Consider the following 15,010-nt stretch of genomic DNA (forward strand, 5'->3'; position numbering starts at 1 on the left):
CCTTCCATACCTCCCCTCCCCCCCTCCCCCCCCCCCCCCCCCCCCCCCCCCCCCAGCTCCCACATTGGATTCTGACGCGGCTGTATGCATTCCAGCGAACGGTCCACCATCACGTTGGCCATTTCCCTGCACTTGCCAAACCCCTCCGATTCTGGGAAAACCCCAGCCTTTGACCCTTCAATGAGAACCCCATGAGCAACGACGAACTGCAGGTCACCGACATCCGCCTGGGCGACGGCAAAGCCGTGGTCAAGGGCGCGCTGATCACCACCCAATACACCGGCACCCTGGAAGATGGCACGGTGTTCGATTCCTCCTGGGAGCGGGGCAAACCGTTCCAGTGCGTGATCGGCACTGGCCGCGTGATCAAGGGGTGGGACCAGGGCTTGATGGGCATGCAGGTTGGCGGTGTACGCTCGTTGTATGTACCGGCGCACCTGGCCTATGGCGAGCGCTCGATGGGCGCGCATATCAAACCCAACAGTAATCTGCGCTTCGAAATTGAATTGCTGGAAGTGCTGACACGGGATGATTGAAGAGGTTGAACATGGACGTTGATCCACAGGTGTTGCCTGGCAGTTTCCTCGAAGGCATTCGGGTGGTTGAGCTGCTTGGCTGCGATGAAGCTGAGCTGCAGCAGTTTTTTGAACAGGCGCCGGCTTACTTCATCGCGGTGAATGGCGAACCGGCTACCCCGTCCGAAGCACGGGAAGAATTACGCGGCCAATTACCCGCCGGCTGGCATTGCAGCCGCCTGTACTGGCTGGGTTACCGAGATGCGCAGGGCCACCTGGTCGCCGTGGTGAATATCGCCGCGGATTTGCTCGCCACCGGGGTGTGGCACATCGGGTTGCTGCTGGTGCATGCGCGCTGGCACGGCAGCGGGCTGGCGCAGCGCTTGCACGCGGACCTTGAGGCCTGGGCGGTGGCGAAGGGCGCCCAGTGGCTGCGGCTGACGGTAGTGGTGGGCAATACCAGGGCCGAGCGTTTTTGGCCCAGACTTGGCTATGTACAGGTGCGTACCCGCGAGGGCATCACGATGGGTCGGCAGGTGAATAAGGTGTCTATCCAGGTAAAGGGTGTTGCCAGCGTGAGCATTGAAGACTACGTGGCGTTGGTTGAAAGGGATCGACCTGATACGCCATAGCCAGGGATGTACATCAATCCCAGGTAGACGCTGATCGAGCTGACGCACCGCGATCCAAATGTGGGAGCTGGCTTGCCTGCGAAGACGGCCTGACAGTCAACACAGTTGGACCGTGTACATATCCATTCCTGCGGTAACGGCTACTCAGGGTTCCGCTTTTATAGCGGCTCACTTTTGAAAAGCCGGACTGCCGGCCCAGACAAAAGTAAGCAAAACGCTCTTTCCTGAACCCATCCTGAAGAATCTTCTTATTCACCAAGCTGGCACTTTCCTACGGTTTACTCCGCCAACATCGGGGCGTAAGCTTCGCGCGTTTTCATCAATAGCGGAGACCCTCAGTGGGTACTTGTTCGAGTGACAGTCGTCGGCCGGTTTCGGTAACCGGCCTCTACTTGGCAAGGTAACGCGCATTTTCCAGATGCCGTTGTCTCGCCTCATAAAGCGAGAAGCGGCATCCCGGCGGTGGCCACTCCTGGCAACTGCCTGATTCCCTCTCATCGACGCTGACCAGCACCTGGGTAACGCCTGGATGCTACGGACGCGCCTGCCTGTTACGGCGGGCGGGCCAGGTTCGGCTGTGCCTGTGTGACGGGCGCGGTGTGGACGGGCAGTACCTGCACGACGGTTTTTCCTCGCGCAGGAGTTACACCATGAACCTCACTTTGCTCAAAGAGTTCTTCGCCGGTTTCCTGCGGACCCGGCATATCGCCCGGCATTTTCGCCGCCTGGCGATGCTGGAAACCGTGACCGATGCCAGCGTCAGCCGCGAAGTACCGCCCAGCCTGGCGCAGACACTGGTGGCCTCTGCCAACCGCAGCACTGTGCAATTGCTGGGCGTGCTGGGCAGCCACGCCGAGGGCTTGAGCACTCAGGAAGCCGACGCCCTGCGCGTGCAATACGGCCTTAACGAAGTCGAGCACGAACAGCCGCTGCCGTGGTGGGTGCACCTGTGGCATTGCTACAAGAATCCGTTCAACCTGCTGCTGACCCTGTTGGCGGTGATCTCTTGGCTGACCGAAGACATGAAGGCCGCCACGGTGATTTTCTCCATGGTGGTGCTCTCGACCCTGTTGCGCTTCTGGCAGGAGGCCAAGTCTAACAAGGCCGCCGACGCCTTGAAGGCCATGGTGAGCAATACCGCGACGGTGCTGCGCCGCGAGTCTGCCAAGCGCATTGAACTGCCGATCAAGCAACTGGTGCCAGGCGATCTGATTGTATTGTCGGCCGGCGACATGATCCCCGCGGACTGCCGCGTGCTCAGCGCCAAGGACTTGTTCGTCAGCCAGGCGGCGATGACCGGCGAATCCATGCCGGTGGAAAAGTTCGCCCACCAGCAGGACGCCCACACGCGCAACCCGCTGGAGCTGGAGAACATTCTGTTTATGGGCACCAACGTCGTGTCCGGCGCCGCCACGACGGTCATCCTCGCCACCGGCAACAGCACGTATTTTGGTGCCTTGGCGCAACGCGTCACGGCGACGGACCGTGCGACCACCTCGTTCCAGCAGGGGGTCAACAAGGTCAGTTGGTTGCTGATTCGCTTTATGTTCGTGATGGCGCCGCTGGTGCTGTTCATCAACGGCTTCACCAAGGGCGACTGGACCGAGGCGTTGCTGTTCGCGCTGTCGATTGCGGTAGGCTTGACCCCGGAAATGCTGCCCATGATAGTCACCTCGACCTTGGCCAAGGGCGCGGTGTTTCTGTCGCGCAAGAAGGTCATCGTCAAGCGCCTGGACGCGATCCAGAACTTCGGCGCCATGGACGTGCTGTGCACCGACAAGACCGGCACGCTCACTCAGGACAAGATTTTCCTGGCGCGCCATGTGGACGTGTGGGGCCAGGAGTCGGACGACGTGCTGGAAATGGCCTATCTCAACAGCTACTACCAGACCGGCCTGAAAAACCTGTTGGATGTGGCCGTGCTCGAGCATGTGGACATCCATCGTGAGCTGAAAGTCGGTACCGCGTTCCACAAGGTCGACGAGATCCCATTCGACTTCAACCGCCGCCGCATGTCGGTGGTGGTGGCCGAGGAGCACCAACCGCACCTGTTGATCTGCAAAGGGGCGGTGGAGGAAATTTTGTCGGTATGCAATCGCGTGCGTCATGGTGACGTCGATGAGGCACTGACCGACGAACTGCTGGCGCGCATTCGCCAGGTGACCGCGGCCTTTAACGAAGAAGGGCTGCGGGTGGTGGCGGTAGCGGCGCAGCCGATGCCGGCAGGACGTGACACCTACACCCTGGCCGATGAAAACAACCTGACGCTGATCGGCTACGTGGCGTTTCTCGACCCGCCCAAGGAAAGCACCGCGCCCGCCCTCAAGGCCCTGAAGGCCCACGGCGTGGCGGTGAAAGTGTTGACCGGCGACAACGAACTGGTCACGGCGAAGATCTGCCGCGAAGTGGGCCTGGAGCAACAAGGCTTGCTGATGGGCAACGACATCGAGTCGATGAGCGACGCCGAACTGGCCCTGGCCGTGGAAACCACCAATGTGTTTGCCAAGCTCACGCCCAGCCACAAGGAACGCATCGTGCGGCTGCTCAAGGCCAACGGACATGTGGTCGGCTTTATGGGCGATGGCATCAACGATGCTCCGGCGCTGCGCACGGCGGATATCGGGATTTCGGTGGACAGTGCGGTGGACATCGCCAAGGAAGCGGCTGACATCATCCTGCTGGAGAAGAGCCTGATGATCCTGGAGGAGGGCGTGCTGGAAGGCCGGCGCACCTTCGCCAACATGCTCAAATACATCAAGATGACCGCCAGTTCGAACTTCGGCAACGTGTTCTCGGTGTTGGTGGCCAGTGCCTTTATCCCGTTTTTGCCGATGCTGCCGATGCACCTGCTGGTGCAAAACCTGCTGTATGACATCTCGCAGATTGCGATTCCGTTCGACAACGTCGATGACGAGATGCTTGCCACGCCGCAACGCTGGCAGCCGGGGGAAGTGGGGCGCTTCATGTTGTTTTTCGGGCCGATCAGTTCGATCTTCGACATCACCACGTTCGCACTCATGTGGTATGTGTTTGATGCCAACACTCCAGACCACCAAACGCTATTTCAATCCGGCTGGTTTGTGGTGGGGCTGCTGACCCAGACCCTGATCGTGCACATGATCCGCACGCCAAAAATCCCATTCCTGCAAAGCCGCGCAGCGCTGCCGTTGATGTTGATGACCGGCGTGATCATGGCCGTGGGGATATTCCTGCCGATGGGGCCTTTGGCGCACTACTTCAAATTGCAGGCGCTGCCGTCGCTGTACTTCGTGTTCCTGCCGGTGATTTTGCTGGCTTACATGGCGCTGACTCAGGCAGTGAAGGGCTACTACATTCGCAGGTTTGGCTGGCAGTAACAGGTTCCATGCAACATCGCAAATCCTGTGGGAGCCGGGCTTGCCCGCGATGACGGTGTATCAGTCGCCAGATTCATTGGTGGTGTACCGCTATCGCAGGCAAGCCAGCTCCTACAGGGGCCTGCGAGTTACCAATGTGCCGCTGCATTCATGGAGATTTCTTATGCAGGCAATCAACAACATCAACCTCAACTCCCTGGTCGACACCGTGGTCAGCCTCAGCGCTGCGTTTATTCTCGGCGGCCTCATCGGGTTCGAGCGCCAGTACCGCCAGCGCACCGCCGGCTTACGTACCAATGTGCTGGTGGCGGTGGGCGCGGCGATCTTTGTGGACATGGCCAACCGACTGGGCGGTGCGGAAGGCGCGGTGCGCGTGGTCGCTTACGTGGTGTCGGGCATCGGCTTCCTGGGGGCGGGTGTGATCATGCGGGAGGAGGGCAATGTGCGCGGGCTCAATACGGCCGCCACCCTCTGGGCTTCGGCCGCGGTGGGTGCCTGCGCTGGCGCCGACCTGATCCTCGAGGCGTTGCTGGGCACGCTGTTTGTGCTGGCGGCCAACACCTTGCTGCGGCCGATCGTCAACAACATCAATCGTCAGCCCTTGGACGTGGTGTCGGCAGAGGTCACCAATATCCTCTATGTCATTGCGCGCCGCAGTCAGCAACAGGCCGTGATGGTGTTACTGGAAGCCGAGTTGGCACGCTGCAACTACCCTGCCAGCGACGTCGACGTGCGACCGTTCGGCAGTGACGAAGTGGAAATCGAGGCCATCCTGGCCGCCACGTCGGTGGATGGCGACGAACTGGACGCGCTGGTGGCGCGCCTCTCAACGTCAACCCTGGTGGTGCAGGCCTTCTGGAGTCCGAGCACCACCGACTGATCCTTATGGGCTGGCCAGGATTGGCTAAGCTTGCATGTGGAAAAATCCTACATGTTGTCCGGATTATCCCTTCGGTTGAAACATCATTGCATTGCTAAAGTTGGGTACTTGCGGCTGTTGCGCCGTTGAGGCCCGGCGTCCGTCGCTCTGTTGAGTTAATTGAAGAGGCCAGACACTGCTTGGTTACCGCTCCAAGGAAGCAGTGCCGCTTGTCGGAACTGTCATTTCTCACAGGTACCCAGGTCCGGCGTGATGTGTAAGGGTATTTTGTCCACATAAGGAAGTTTTATGAGCAAAGCATTAATTGTGGATGACCATCCGTTTATCCGGGCAACGGTCAAACACCTCCTGCAATTGGAGGGGTTTGATGAGATTTTTCAGGCGGGGGATGGCGCTGACGCCATGCAGTTGGCGAGGGAGCAACGTCCCGAGCTGATTATCCTCGACCTGGCGATGCCTAAATTAGGCGGGTTGGAGGTTATCAGCCGCATCAAGGCGTTGGGCTTGCCGTGCAAGATTCTGGTACTGACCTCCTACCTGGCGGTATTTTTTTCTACCCGTTGCATGCGTTCCGGCGCGATGGGGTTCGTCGCCAAGACCGGTGAGCTGGATGAGCTGCAAAAGGCTATCAAAGCGATCATGTCGGGCTACAGCTGCTTCCCCAGTTTGCCGACCAGTTCGGTGCGCCGCGATGATCTGCAAGAAACGGAACGGCAGATGATCGAGTGCTTATCGGACCGTGAGTTAACCGTATTGCAAATGTTGGCCCTGGGGCTGGGCAACAAGGAAATTGCCGAACAGATGCTGCTGAGCCACAAGACCATCAGCACTTACAAGACTCGACTCAAGGAGAAGTTACGCATGTCTTCGGTAGTGCACTTATCCAAGTTTGCCCAGCGCAACCATCTGATCTGAATTGAGATGATCACCACCGCGTTTATAAGGTTCGCCATGATCTTCTGGATGAGCCTGTTACCTCAGATCGCGGTGGCCCTGGATGAGCCCCATGCTTTGCGGCTGTTGGGGCACTCACGTATTGACACCCCGCAGGTAGCACTGGACGAGTCTGATTGGCGCTGGCTGCGCGAGCGGCGCACATTGTTGATGGGGGTTTCTGCTCCCGATTACGCGCCTTTTGACTTGACCAATAACAACGACGAGCTCGAAGGTATCACCGCCGATTTTGCCGCACTGGTGGGTCAGGCCCTGCATATCTCCATAGAGGTACGGCGTTACGATACCCGCGATGAAGTGATCGAAGCCTTGAAGCAGGGGGGCGTGGATTTTCTCGGTTCCGCCAATGGCTACGAAGCGGCCGACCCGCAACTGCTTTTGTCTCGCTCCTACGCCAACGATCAACCGATCCTGGTGACCCGCAGCGGTGACAGCCAGGTATTGAAAGACGACTTGGCGGGCAAGCGCGTAGCGATGCTGTATCACTATATGCAGCCCGACGCCGTTCGGGCGTTTTATCCCCAGGCCCAATTGGAGTTGTTTGCCTCGACTTTCGAAGCCATTGGTGCCGTAGCGTTTGGTCGCGCCGACGTCTATCTGGGGGATGCTATCAGCAGCAACTACCTGATCAATCGCAATCACCTCAACAATGTACGTATGGCGGATTTTTCCGGCTTGGAAGTCAACCCGTTTGCGTTTGCCGTCGCCCGCGAAAATACACGTTTACTGCCCATTCTCAATGCCGCGCTGGAGGCGATTCCCGCCAGCGAGCAGATGGAAATCCTGCGCCGCTGGAGCGGAGGTAACCTGGGGATAATCGGCGTTGACCGGTTGCATTTGAGTGCCAGCGAACAACGCTGGGTGCAAAAGAATCCAAGGGTCAGAGTCGCGGTACTCAATGACTTTCTACCGTTATCTTTTATTGGTGATCAAGGCCAGTTCGAAGGGTTGAGTGCCGAGGTACTATCGCGTATCAGCTTGCGTACCGGCTTGAAGTTCGATGTGGTCCCGGGCGGCTCATTGCCGCGCCAGATCAATATCGTCAGTGCGGGTACGGCGGACATGCTGGCGGTCGTCACGCCTAGCGCGGAGCGTGCTGAAAAAGTGCGCTTTACCCGGCCCTACCTGACCAATCCCTTTGTGCTGGTAACCCGTAACGGTCCCCACAGCCCGCTCACGCTGGAGGACATGGTCGGCAAACGCCTGGCCATGGTGGTCGGCAATGGCCTGCATGAGGACATAGCGAAAAATTTTCCAGGTGTGATGTTTGTCGACGTGGAGAACCCCCAGCAAGCCATGGCGCTGGTGGCCAATGGTGACGCCGACGGCGCGGTCAACTCGTTGATCAGCGCACGTTATCTGATCACCCGGTATTACCGCGACCGCTTGCGTGTCAGCAGCACGGTTGGCATTGAGCCTGCACGCGTGACCTTTGGGGTAAATCGCAGTCAGTTGGAGCTGTATTCGATCCTCGACAAGGCGCTGCTGAGCATCACCCCTCAGGAAATGGACGAACTGATTGGCCAGTGGCGTAGCGAGGTCATCATCGAGGACAGCTATTGGTTGCGTTATCGTAATGTGATTCTTCAGGGCTTTGGGTTGGCGGCGTTGTTGTTGGCCATCACGCTGGGCTGGGCGATTTACCTGCGCAGCCTGATTCGCAAGCGCCTGCAGGCCGAGCGAGCGCTGAGCGATCAGATGCGGTTCATGAGCGTATTGATCGACGGCACGCCGCACCCGATTTACGTGCGTGATCGCCAAGGGCGATTGATGGCCTGCAATAACGCCTACCTCGACGTGTTTGGCTACAAACTTGAAGACGTGATCGGCAGGACCGTAGTGGAAACCGACATCGAAAACCCGCCACAGGCCCGGTCGTTTCATGACGATTACCTGCGCTTGATGGCCGGCGGCGAGCCGCAGATTCATGATCGAATCCTCAAGGTGCCCAACGGCGATGTGCTGACCATTTACCAGTGGATGCTGCCGTATCGCGACGGCGACGAGAAGGTGGTGGGCATGATTGCCGGTTGGGTAGACGTAAGCGAACGGCACCGGCTGCTCGGCCAGCTACAGGAAGCCAAGGACGATGCCGACGCCGCCAATCGCGCCAAGACGACCTTCCTGGCGACCATGAGCCACGAGATCCGCACGCCGATGAACGCCGTGATCGGCATGATCGAACTGGCCTTGAAAAATGCCGAGCAGGGACGGGTCGACCGCGATGCTCTGGAGGTGGCCTCGGTGGCTTCGCGGGGTATGTTGGAGCTGATCGGCGATATTCTCGATATAGCGCGGATCGAGTCCGGGCATTTGTCACTGACCCTGGAGCCCGCCAACCTGCATGAGTTGTTGGCGTCGGTCGCACGCGTATTCGAGGGGCTGGCCCGAGCCAAGGGGTTGGCACTGCAGGTTGAGCTGGACCCGTTGATTGACCAGGCGGTGCTGGTCGACCCGCTGCGATTCAAGCAGGTGGTCTCGAATCTGCTGAGCAATGCCATCAAGTTCACTCCCCATGGGCAGGTCAGTTTGGTCGCGCAGGCGGTGGTCGAGGGCGATCGCTTGGCCGTGCAGTTATGGGTGCAAGATACCGGCATCGGAATCAGCGTCACCGACCAGCAGCGGTTGTTCAGTGTGTTCATCCAGGGCAGCAATAACCAGCAATCGGCACGCAGCGGGTCTGGGCTGGGGTTGGTGATCAGCCGCAGCCTGTGCGAAATGATGGGCGGCCAATTGCACTTGAGTAGTGTGTTGGGGCACGGCACTCGGGTGGACGTGACGTTGACCCTGGTCATGACCGCCACGCTGCCAGCCCCGATTGAGCCTGTGCAAGAGGCTGCGCCTGAAGGGCGCGCGCTGAGCATTCTGGTGGTGGACGACTACCCGGCCAACCGCTTGCTGCTGGCCCGACAGTTGAGCTTTCTGGGCCACCGTATCATCACGGCCGAAGACGGTGTCCAAGGGCTTGAACAGTGGCGAACGGGGCAGTTCGACGGCGTCATTACCGATTGCAACATGCCATTCAAGAACGGCTATCAGTTGGCCCAGGAGATTCGCGCACAGGAGCGTGAGCGGGGTCTGGGGCCCTGCCTGTTACTCGGGTTCACCGCCAACGCCCAGCCGGAGGAGGCCGAGCGCTGTCGGCAGGCTGGCATGGATGGCTGCCTGTTCAAGCCAACCGGGCTTGACGACTTGCGGGCGGCATTGGCGTCGCGTTCAGTTGGCACGAGCCCGCGACCCTTGGTTACCTTCAACTTGAGCACCCTGGTTGCGCTGACCGGGGATGATCATGCCGCGCTGGTCGAATTGCTGGCGCCGTTACTCGAAAGCCTGGAGGCGGATCGTGCCTTGCTGCCACGGCTGGCAAGCCAGGCAGACTTTGCCAAGTTGCACGACCTGGCTCATCGTGCCAAGGGAGGCGCGCGGATGGTCAAGGCCAACCCATTGATCAGTGTATGTGAGGCATTGGAGGCGGCGTGTGAACAGCGGGACCGTCAGGCATTGGGACCAGCGGTTGAAAGCGTGGGTGAGGCGATCGATGTTTTGCATCATGGCTTAAGCGCTTATTGCAATCAGCCCTGACTGTGGTTGATCGCCTTTCGGAGGATTTGGGAAAGTTCTTACATGAACGGGGAATAAGCCTGATTTTTTCGTCGGCATATGTCTGGAAAATGGGCGACGCTCACTGTCGAGCACTGCCTGCCCAGGGGTTTGCCATGCCGAACAAAGCATTGACCATCCTGATTGCCGATGAACAGCATCTGCAACGCCTGTACATCGAGAAAATGCTCAACCAGTTGGGCTATTACCGGATCGTGCCGGTGCAAACGTTCGAGGAGTTACGGATTCTCACCGCTATTCCTGCCGACCCATTCGATGTGCTGATTATCAATGCGGCGCTGATGGCCCAGGCTTACGAAGCTCAGCCTCAGGTGCGTCATGTGCTGGTCTACGATCACCTGGATCTGGGTGCGCCTTGCGGTGTAACGCCGGTAATACGGGTGCGCCTGCCGGGCGTGCCGGACAACGTCAATCTTGAACATTTCATGGGCATCGTCGACCCCTCGGAGGTCTTCCACGGCCTGCGAGTGTTGCCGTGGCTGCGGGAGTTATCCCGCATGCCGGTGGCCAGGGCCTAGCCGCGTCCCTTAGGGAGCTTGCCCCCGCTGGGGCGCGAAGCGGACCCGCTTTTTGTCTAAAATGACGGGGCCTGCACCCCGTCCAGCGAGAGCAAGCTCCCTCCCGGATTTTAGTTTTCACCGATCAGTCGGCTTTGCGGTGTTCCCGCAACCGCTCGGCGGCACTGCGTAACAACTGCTCGGTCCCGTTCCAACCCAGGCAACCATCGGTCACCGAAACGCCGTATTTCATCGACGCGCTCAGCGGCTGGCAGCCTTCGAACAGGTGACTTTCAAGCATCATGCCGACCAGCGAGGTATCACCTTGCAGGCGCTGCTCCAGCACGTCATTGAATACCGCCGGTTGGCGCAGCGGGTTCTTGCCGCTGTTGGCATGGCTGCAATCGACCATGATCCGTGCCGCCACCTTGGACTTGGCCAGGTCATGCTTTACGTCGGCCACGCTTTGCGCATCGTAGTTGGGCCCACGGTGGCCGCCGCGCAGCACCAGGTGGGTGTCGGGGTTGCCGGGAGTCTGGATGATCGCCGGGTGGCCCTGGCTGTCAACGCCGAAATGGCGATGCGGGTGAGAGGCTGAGCGCATCGCATCGCAGGCAATGGCGACGCCACCATCGGTGCCGTTCTTGAAGCCCACGGGCATGCTCAGGCCGCTGGCCATTTCGCGGTGAATCTGCGACTCGGTAGTGCGTGCGCCAATGGCGACCCAAGTGAGCAGGTCATCGAAGTAGCCGGCGGCCATGGGTTGCAGCAACTCGGTGGCCACCGGCAGGCCCAGGCGCAGCATTTCACGCATCAGTTCGCGGGACAGGGTCAGGCCGGCGGCCATGTCATCGCTGCCGTCCAAGTGTGGATCGTAGGCCAAGCCTTTCCAGCCCACAGTGGTGCGCGGTTTCTCGACGTAGGCACGGATCACCAGCAGCATCTGGTCGCTGACTTCAAGCGCGAGCTTCTTCAGATTGCGCGCGTATTCCATGGCCGATTCCGGGTCGTGGATAGAGCACGGGCCGACAATCACCAGCAAGCGTGAGTCTTCGCCATTGAGGATGGCGCGCACGGCTTGGCGATGGCCGTGGACTTGTTCGTTGAGGAACGGGCTGAGCGGGAGTTGGTGCTTGAGTTCAAGAGCGCTGGGCAAACGCTGGGTCAGGGCTTCATTGGCGCTGTTGAGGGCAGAGACGGGCAAAGCGGCGACGGAGGAGTTCATATTCAAGGCTTCCTGGGCAAGCGGCGGGCGATTCCCGCACGCTTGGCCTACTGGGGTGTTCGACAATTGGCCGTATCGGCTACGTGTGTTGGCTTGCCACCACGGGGTGACCGGTCGGAGGCGGCAGGCTGTCCCGAACGGAGCTGGCTAAATCGCCATGCAGTGCAAGTGTCGTAGCGGTAATAAGTGGCGTAGTTCATGGTGTGATTCCTTTAAGTGAGCGTGATAAACAAATTGTCAGGCGCTGAAAAAACAAAACCCCCGGTCGGGGAGCCGACCGGGGGTTTAGATTTCTCTGGTAGGCGACCCCTTGAGTAGTGGGCGCCGATTTCAGGTATCAGGCGCGCCAGTGGCTAAACCAATACCCAAAATAAAAGCCGGCCAGTGCGCTCGAACCGTTCACACGGATAGCCGACACCGAGCGCAAGGCGCTGGCAGCAGGGCAAACCTGAGTGTGGGTGAGTGGCAACATGGGGCTCTCCAAATGATGGGGGGAGCTTACTAGAGGCGTGCGGGTGGATTCAATCAGTAATTTCTATTGCGTGGTAGTACTTACCGCTATGGGGTAAGTGTGGATATGCTGATAACTCTCAACCAGTGATTGCCAGGACGCGACCATGACTGCCTTGACCCTTGCTGCGGCGCAAACCGTTTCCATCCCGGGCGATATCGCTGCCAATATCCAGCGGCACCTGGCGTTGATGCGGGCCGCGGCTGAACAGGGCGTGCAATGCCTGGTGTTTCCAGAACTGTCACTGACGGGCTACGAGCCGTTCCTGGCGGCCGACTTGGCCATCGACCCGCAAGACGCCGTGTTGACGCCTTTGCGTGAGTTGGCGCGGGAGCTGCGGTTGACGGCTGTGGTGGGCATGCCGGTGCGTCTGGCGCCACAAACAGGTGTGCTGATCGGCGCGCTGGTGCTTGGGGCGGACGGTTCAGTAGGCGTCTACACCAAGCAGCATCTGCACCCCGGCGAAGAGCTGGCATTTGCCGCGGGGCAGGGCGGTGAAGCCCTGGAATTGGCCGAGGAGCGTATCGCATTGGCGGTGTGTGCGGACTTTTCCCAGGCCAGCCATCCACGTCAAGCGGCGGCAGCGAGCGCCACGGTGTATGCCGCCGGCGTACTGATCAGCGAGGGAGGCTACGCGGCGGACAGTGCTTTGCTTGAAGGCTATGCGGCCGAGCATGGCCTGTTGGTACTGATGGCTAACCACGGTGGCCCGTCCGGAGGCTGGGCTTGTGCGGGCCGCAGTGCGATCTGGACCGCCGATGGCAACTTGCTTGTTGCCGCCCCCGGTGTCGGCGACGCGTTGGTGATCGCCCGTCGCGACGGCGGGCAGTGGACCGGCCAAGTGGTCGCCCTCTGAATGAGGTTTCATTTGCGCCGGGCCATCGAGCAGGACCTGCCGTTTGCCCGCACCCTGACCCAGCAGGCCATGAGCCATTACTACCGTCAGAACGGCTTGTTGTGGTCCAACGACGGCTTCGACGTGGCCTGGGCGGGCCGCGAGAACTGGCTGATCTGCAACGATGACGTCGTCATGGGCTTTATCAGCCTGAGCCGCGACGGCAAGGCCTTGTATATCCGCGAGTTGCACCTGCTGGAATGCTGCCGCAAGCAGGGCGCGGGCACATGGGTGCTGGAGCAAATGGCGCTCAAGGCACGCGTCGAGGGCCTGGGCTTTCTACGTTTGACGGTGTTCAAGACCAACCCGGCAAGAAGGCTGTATCAGCGCCTGGGGTTGAGCATTGTCGGTGAAGAGGATGGCTTCTGGCGGATGGAGCGTGAGTGTCGCGCACTCACATCGGACTAAAACATGCACGTCCTACAAATAAGCGCATACTGCTGTCAGCTAGTGCTTTGTTCGTCGTGGGGTTGAGCTCTTGGCTCATCCACGATAACGCCCTCTTTCATGCCCAGAAGTACCGCCACTTTATGGGCTTCTCCACGCCGTCCCTTTTTGCGTCCGGAGAGCACTTGATACGTGGTTGCCGGGTCTACGCCATGCTCCCGGGCGAACGCTTGAACTGACTTTCCTTGATGTTCCAGCCAGGCCTTGGCTTGTGCAGCAGTACGGATTCCGGGCATAGTTCAAAACCGTTCAAGTTTGTTTAACGAAGTGATGGTGTGACACCTCTTGGGGTGTGCCAATTTAGGATCATACATCCAAATGAGTGGAATCGGTTCGCGCTTAAGGCAAGAAAGAGAGCGACTTGGCCTGTCGCAGAAAGTTTTTGGAGAAATTGGAGGCGTTGAAGCGAACGCCCAAGGCAAATATGAAAGCGGTGGTCGTGCACCCAAGGCCGACTATTTGTCTCGCGTCGCCGAAAAAGGTGTGGATATCCTGTACGTGTTGACCGGCAGCCCAACGCCGATCCAGCTGGATAACCTGAGCAAGATCGAAGAAAAAGTGCTGGGCAATTACCGAGCGATGTTCAAGGAAGACCAGGACGCAATCCGTCGCTTGACCAGTACCTTGGCTGAGCATTCATCCGTGGTGAACGGAAAAGCCAAGTCGCCCCCCCAGGAATCCTGACCTTTAGCCCAGGAAACAGGGCTGTTCGCCAGCCGGCGAACAGCCGCAGCACGTTTAATCTCTATATATATGACACTTGCAACTAGGTCTGCGCCTTGGTTTTTTGCTAAGGTGTTCAGCAACCTATAAGACCATATCGCGAGGTGTCTGCTTGATTAGGGTGCTAGTAGTCGATGACCATGATCTCGTTCGTACAGGCATTACACGAATGCTGGCTGACATCGACGGCCTGCAAGTAGTCGGCCAGGCGGAGTCGGGGGAGGAATCCCTGATCAAGGCCCGGGAGTTGAAGCCCGATGTGGTACTGATGGACGTCAAGATGCCTGGGATTGGCGGTCTTGGTGCCACGACCAAGCTATTGCGCAGCCACCCGGACATCAAGGTCGTGGTGGTCACGGTGTGCGAGGAAGACCCGTTCCCCACCCGTTTGCTGCAAGCCGGTGCCGCCGGCTACCTCACCAAGGGCGCAGGCCTGGCCGAGATGGTGCAAGCCATTCGCCTGGTATTTGCCGGCCAGCGTTACATCAGCCCGCAGATTGCCCAGCAATTGGCGATCAAGTCGTTCCAGCCCACCAGCGATTCGCCATTTGATGCGCTGTCGGAGCGGGAAATCCAGATCGCCCTGATGATCGTCGGTTGCCAGAAGGTGCAGACCATCTCTGACAAGCTGTGCCTGTCGCCCAAGACCGTCAATACCTACCGTTATCGTATCTTCGAGAAGCTTGCCATCAGCAGTGATGTTGAATTGACCCTGCTCGCAGTGCGCCACGGCATGGTGGACGCTAGCGCCTGA

14 protein-coding genes are annotated in these 15,010 nt (G+C 59.4%); 11 read left to right on the forward strand and 3 right to left on the reverse strand.

Translation table 11 applies throughout. The annotated features are described in order from the left end of the window. The first annotated feature begins 191 nt into the window (after positions 1-191). From AC1RAC_RS26205 to AC1RAC_RS26235, 7 genes are all read left to right on the forward strand, one after another. Positions 192-536: an FKBP-type peptidyl-prolyl cis-trans isomerase gene (locus AC1RAC_RS26205; RefSeq protein WP_034127076.1), complete on the forward strand. Its 345-nt coding sequence runs from the start codon at positions 192-194 to the stop codon at positions 534-536. A gap of 11 nt (positions 537-547) precedes the next feature. Continuing rightward, complete coding sequence (locus AC1RAC_RS26210; RefSeq protein ID WP_089042766.1) at positions 548-1,147, forward strand: GNAT family N-acetyltransferase; 600 nt, start codon at positions 548-550, stop codon at positions 1,145-1,147. Between the two features lie 650 nt (positions 1,148-1,797). After that, on the forward strand, positions 1,798-4,503 hold the full coding sequence (gene mgtA / locus AC1RAC_RS26215) for a magnesium-translocating P-type ATPase (protein ID WP_492617113.1): 2,706 nt from the start codon (positions 1,798-1,800) through the stop codon (positions 4,501-4,503). Between the two features lie 163 nt (positions 4,504-4,666). Further along, entirely contained in the window at positions 4,667-5,383 is a 717-nt protein-coding gene (locus AC1RAC_RS26220; protein WP_003190369.1) for an MgtC/SapB family protein, read from the forward strand. Positions 5,384-5,671: 288 nt separating this feature from the next. Further along, a complete protein-coding gene (locus AC1RAC_RS26225) occupies positions 5,672-6,298 on the forward strand; it encodes a response regulator transcription factor (RefSeq protein WP_034127079.1) in 627 nt (208 codons plus the stop codon). Between the two features lie 6 nt (positions 6,299-6,304). Further along, complete coding sequence (locus AC1RAC_RS26230) at positions 6,305-9,919, forward strand: transporter substrate-binding domain-containing protein (protein ID WP_492617114.1); 3,615 nt, start codon at positions 6,305-6,307, stop codon at positions 9,917-9,919. 134 nt (positions 9,920-10,053) lie between these two features. Then, positions 10,054-10,476 (forward strand): hypothetical protein, encoded by a 423-nt coding sequence (locus tag AC1RAC_RS26235; RefSeq protein WP_057978362.1) that lies wholly within the window; start codon positions 10,054-10,056, stop codon positions 10,474-10,476. Between the two features lie 124 nt (positions 10,477-10,600). Here AC1RAC_RS26235 and AC1RAC_RS26240 read toward each other — a convergent pair whose 3' ends face one another. Next, positions 10,601-11,680, reverse strand: a complete 1,080-nt coding sequence (locus AC1RAC_RS26240) for a 3-deoxy-7-phosphoheptulonate synthase (RefSeq protein ID WP_492617115.1) — start codon at positions 11,678-11,680, stop codon at positions 10,601-10,603. A 337-nt stretch (positions 11,681-12,017) separates the two neighbouring features. Continuing rightward, positions 12,018-12,152 carry a hypothetical protein gene (locus AC1RAC_RS26245; protein WP_258178530.1) on the reverse strand — a complete coding sequence of 45 codons (135 nt, stop codon included), beginning with the start codon at positions 12,150-12,152 and terminating at the stop codon, positions 12,018-12,020. Between the two features lie 145 nt (positions 12,153-12,297). Between AC1RAC_RS26245 and AC1RAC_RS26250 the strand changes: the two genes are divergently transcribed. Together AC1RAC_RS26250 and AC1RAC_RS26255 are read left to right on the forward strand one after the other, a co-directional pair. Beyond that, positions 12,298-13,047, forward strand: coding sequence for a carbon-nitrogen hydrolase family protein (locus AC1RAC_RS26250; protein WP_236453184.1), 750 nt, complete (start codon positions 12,298-12,300; stop codon positions 13,045-13,047). Next, positions 13,048-13,494, forward strand: coding sequence for a GNAT family N-acetyltransferase (locus AC1RAC_RS26255; protein WP_058410179.1), 447 nt, complete (start codon positions 13,048-13,050; stop codon positions 13,492-13,494). 35 nt (positions 13,495-13,529) lie between these two features. On the opposite strand, the gene AC1RAC_RS26260 is transcribed toward AC1RAC_RS26255, so the two are convergent. Then, positions 13,530-13,769, reverse strand: coding sequence for a DNA-binding protein (locus AC1RAC_RS26260; protein ID WP_081095754.1), 240 nt, complete (start codon positions 13,767-13,769; stop codon positions 13,530-13,532). A gap of 82 nt (positions 13,770-13,851) precedes the next feature. Here AC1RAC_RS26260 and AC1RAC_RS26265 point away from each other — a divergent pair, with 82 nt between their 5' ends. Further along, positions 13,852-14,217 carry a helix-turn-helix domain-containing protein gene (locus AC1RAC_RS26265; RefSeq protein ID WP_003190384.1) on the forward strand — a complete coding sequence of 122 codons (366 nt, stop codon included), beginning with the start codon at positions 13,852-13,854 and terminating at the stop codon, positions 14,215-14,217. 151 nt (positions 14,218-14,368) lie between these two features. Beyond that, complete coding sequence (gene gacA, locus AC1RAC_RS26270) at positions 14,369-15,010, forward strand: response regulator transcription factor GacA (protein WP_003190387.1); 642 nt, start codon at positions 14,369-14,371, stop codon at positions 15,008-15,010.

It is taken from the genome of Pseudomonas sp. GW823-FHT02F05 (assembly GCF_058797315.1).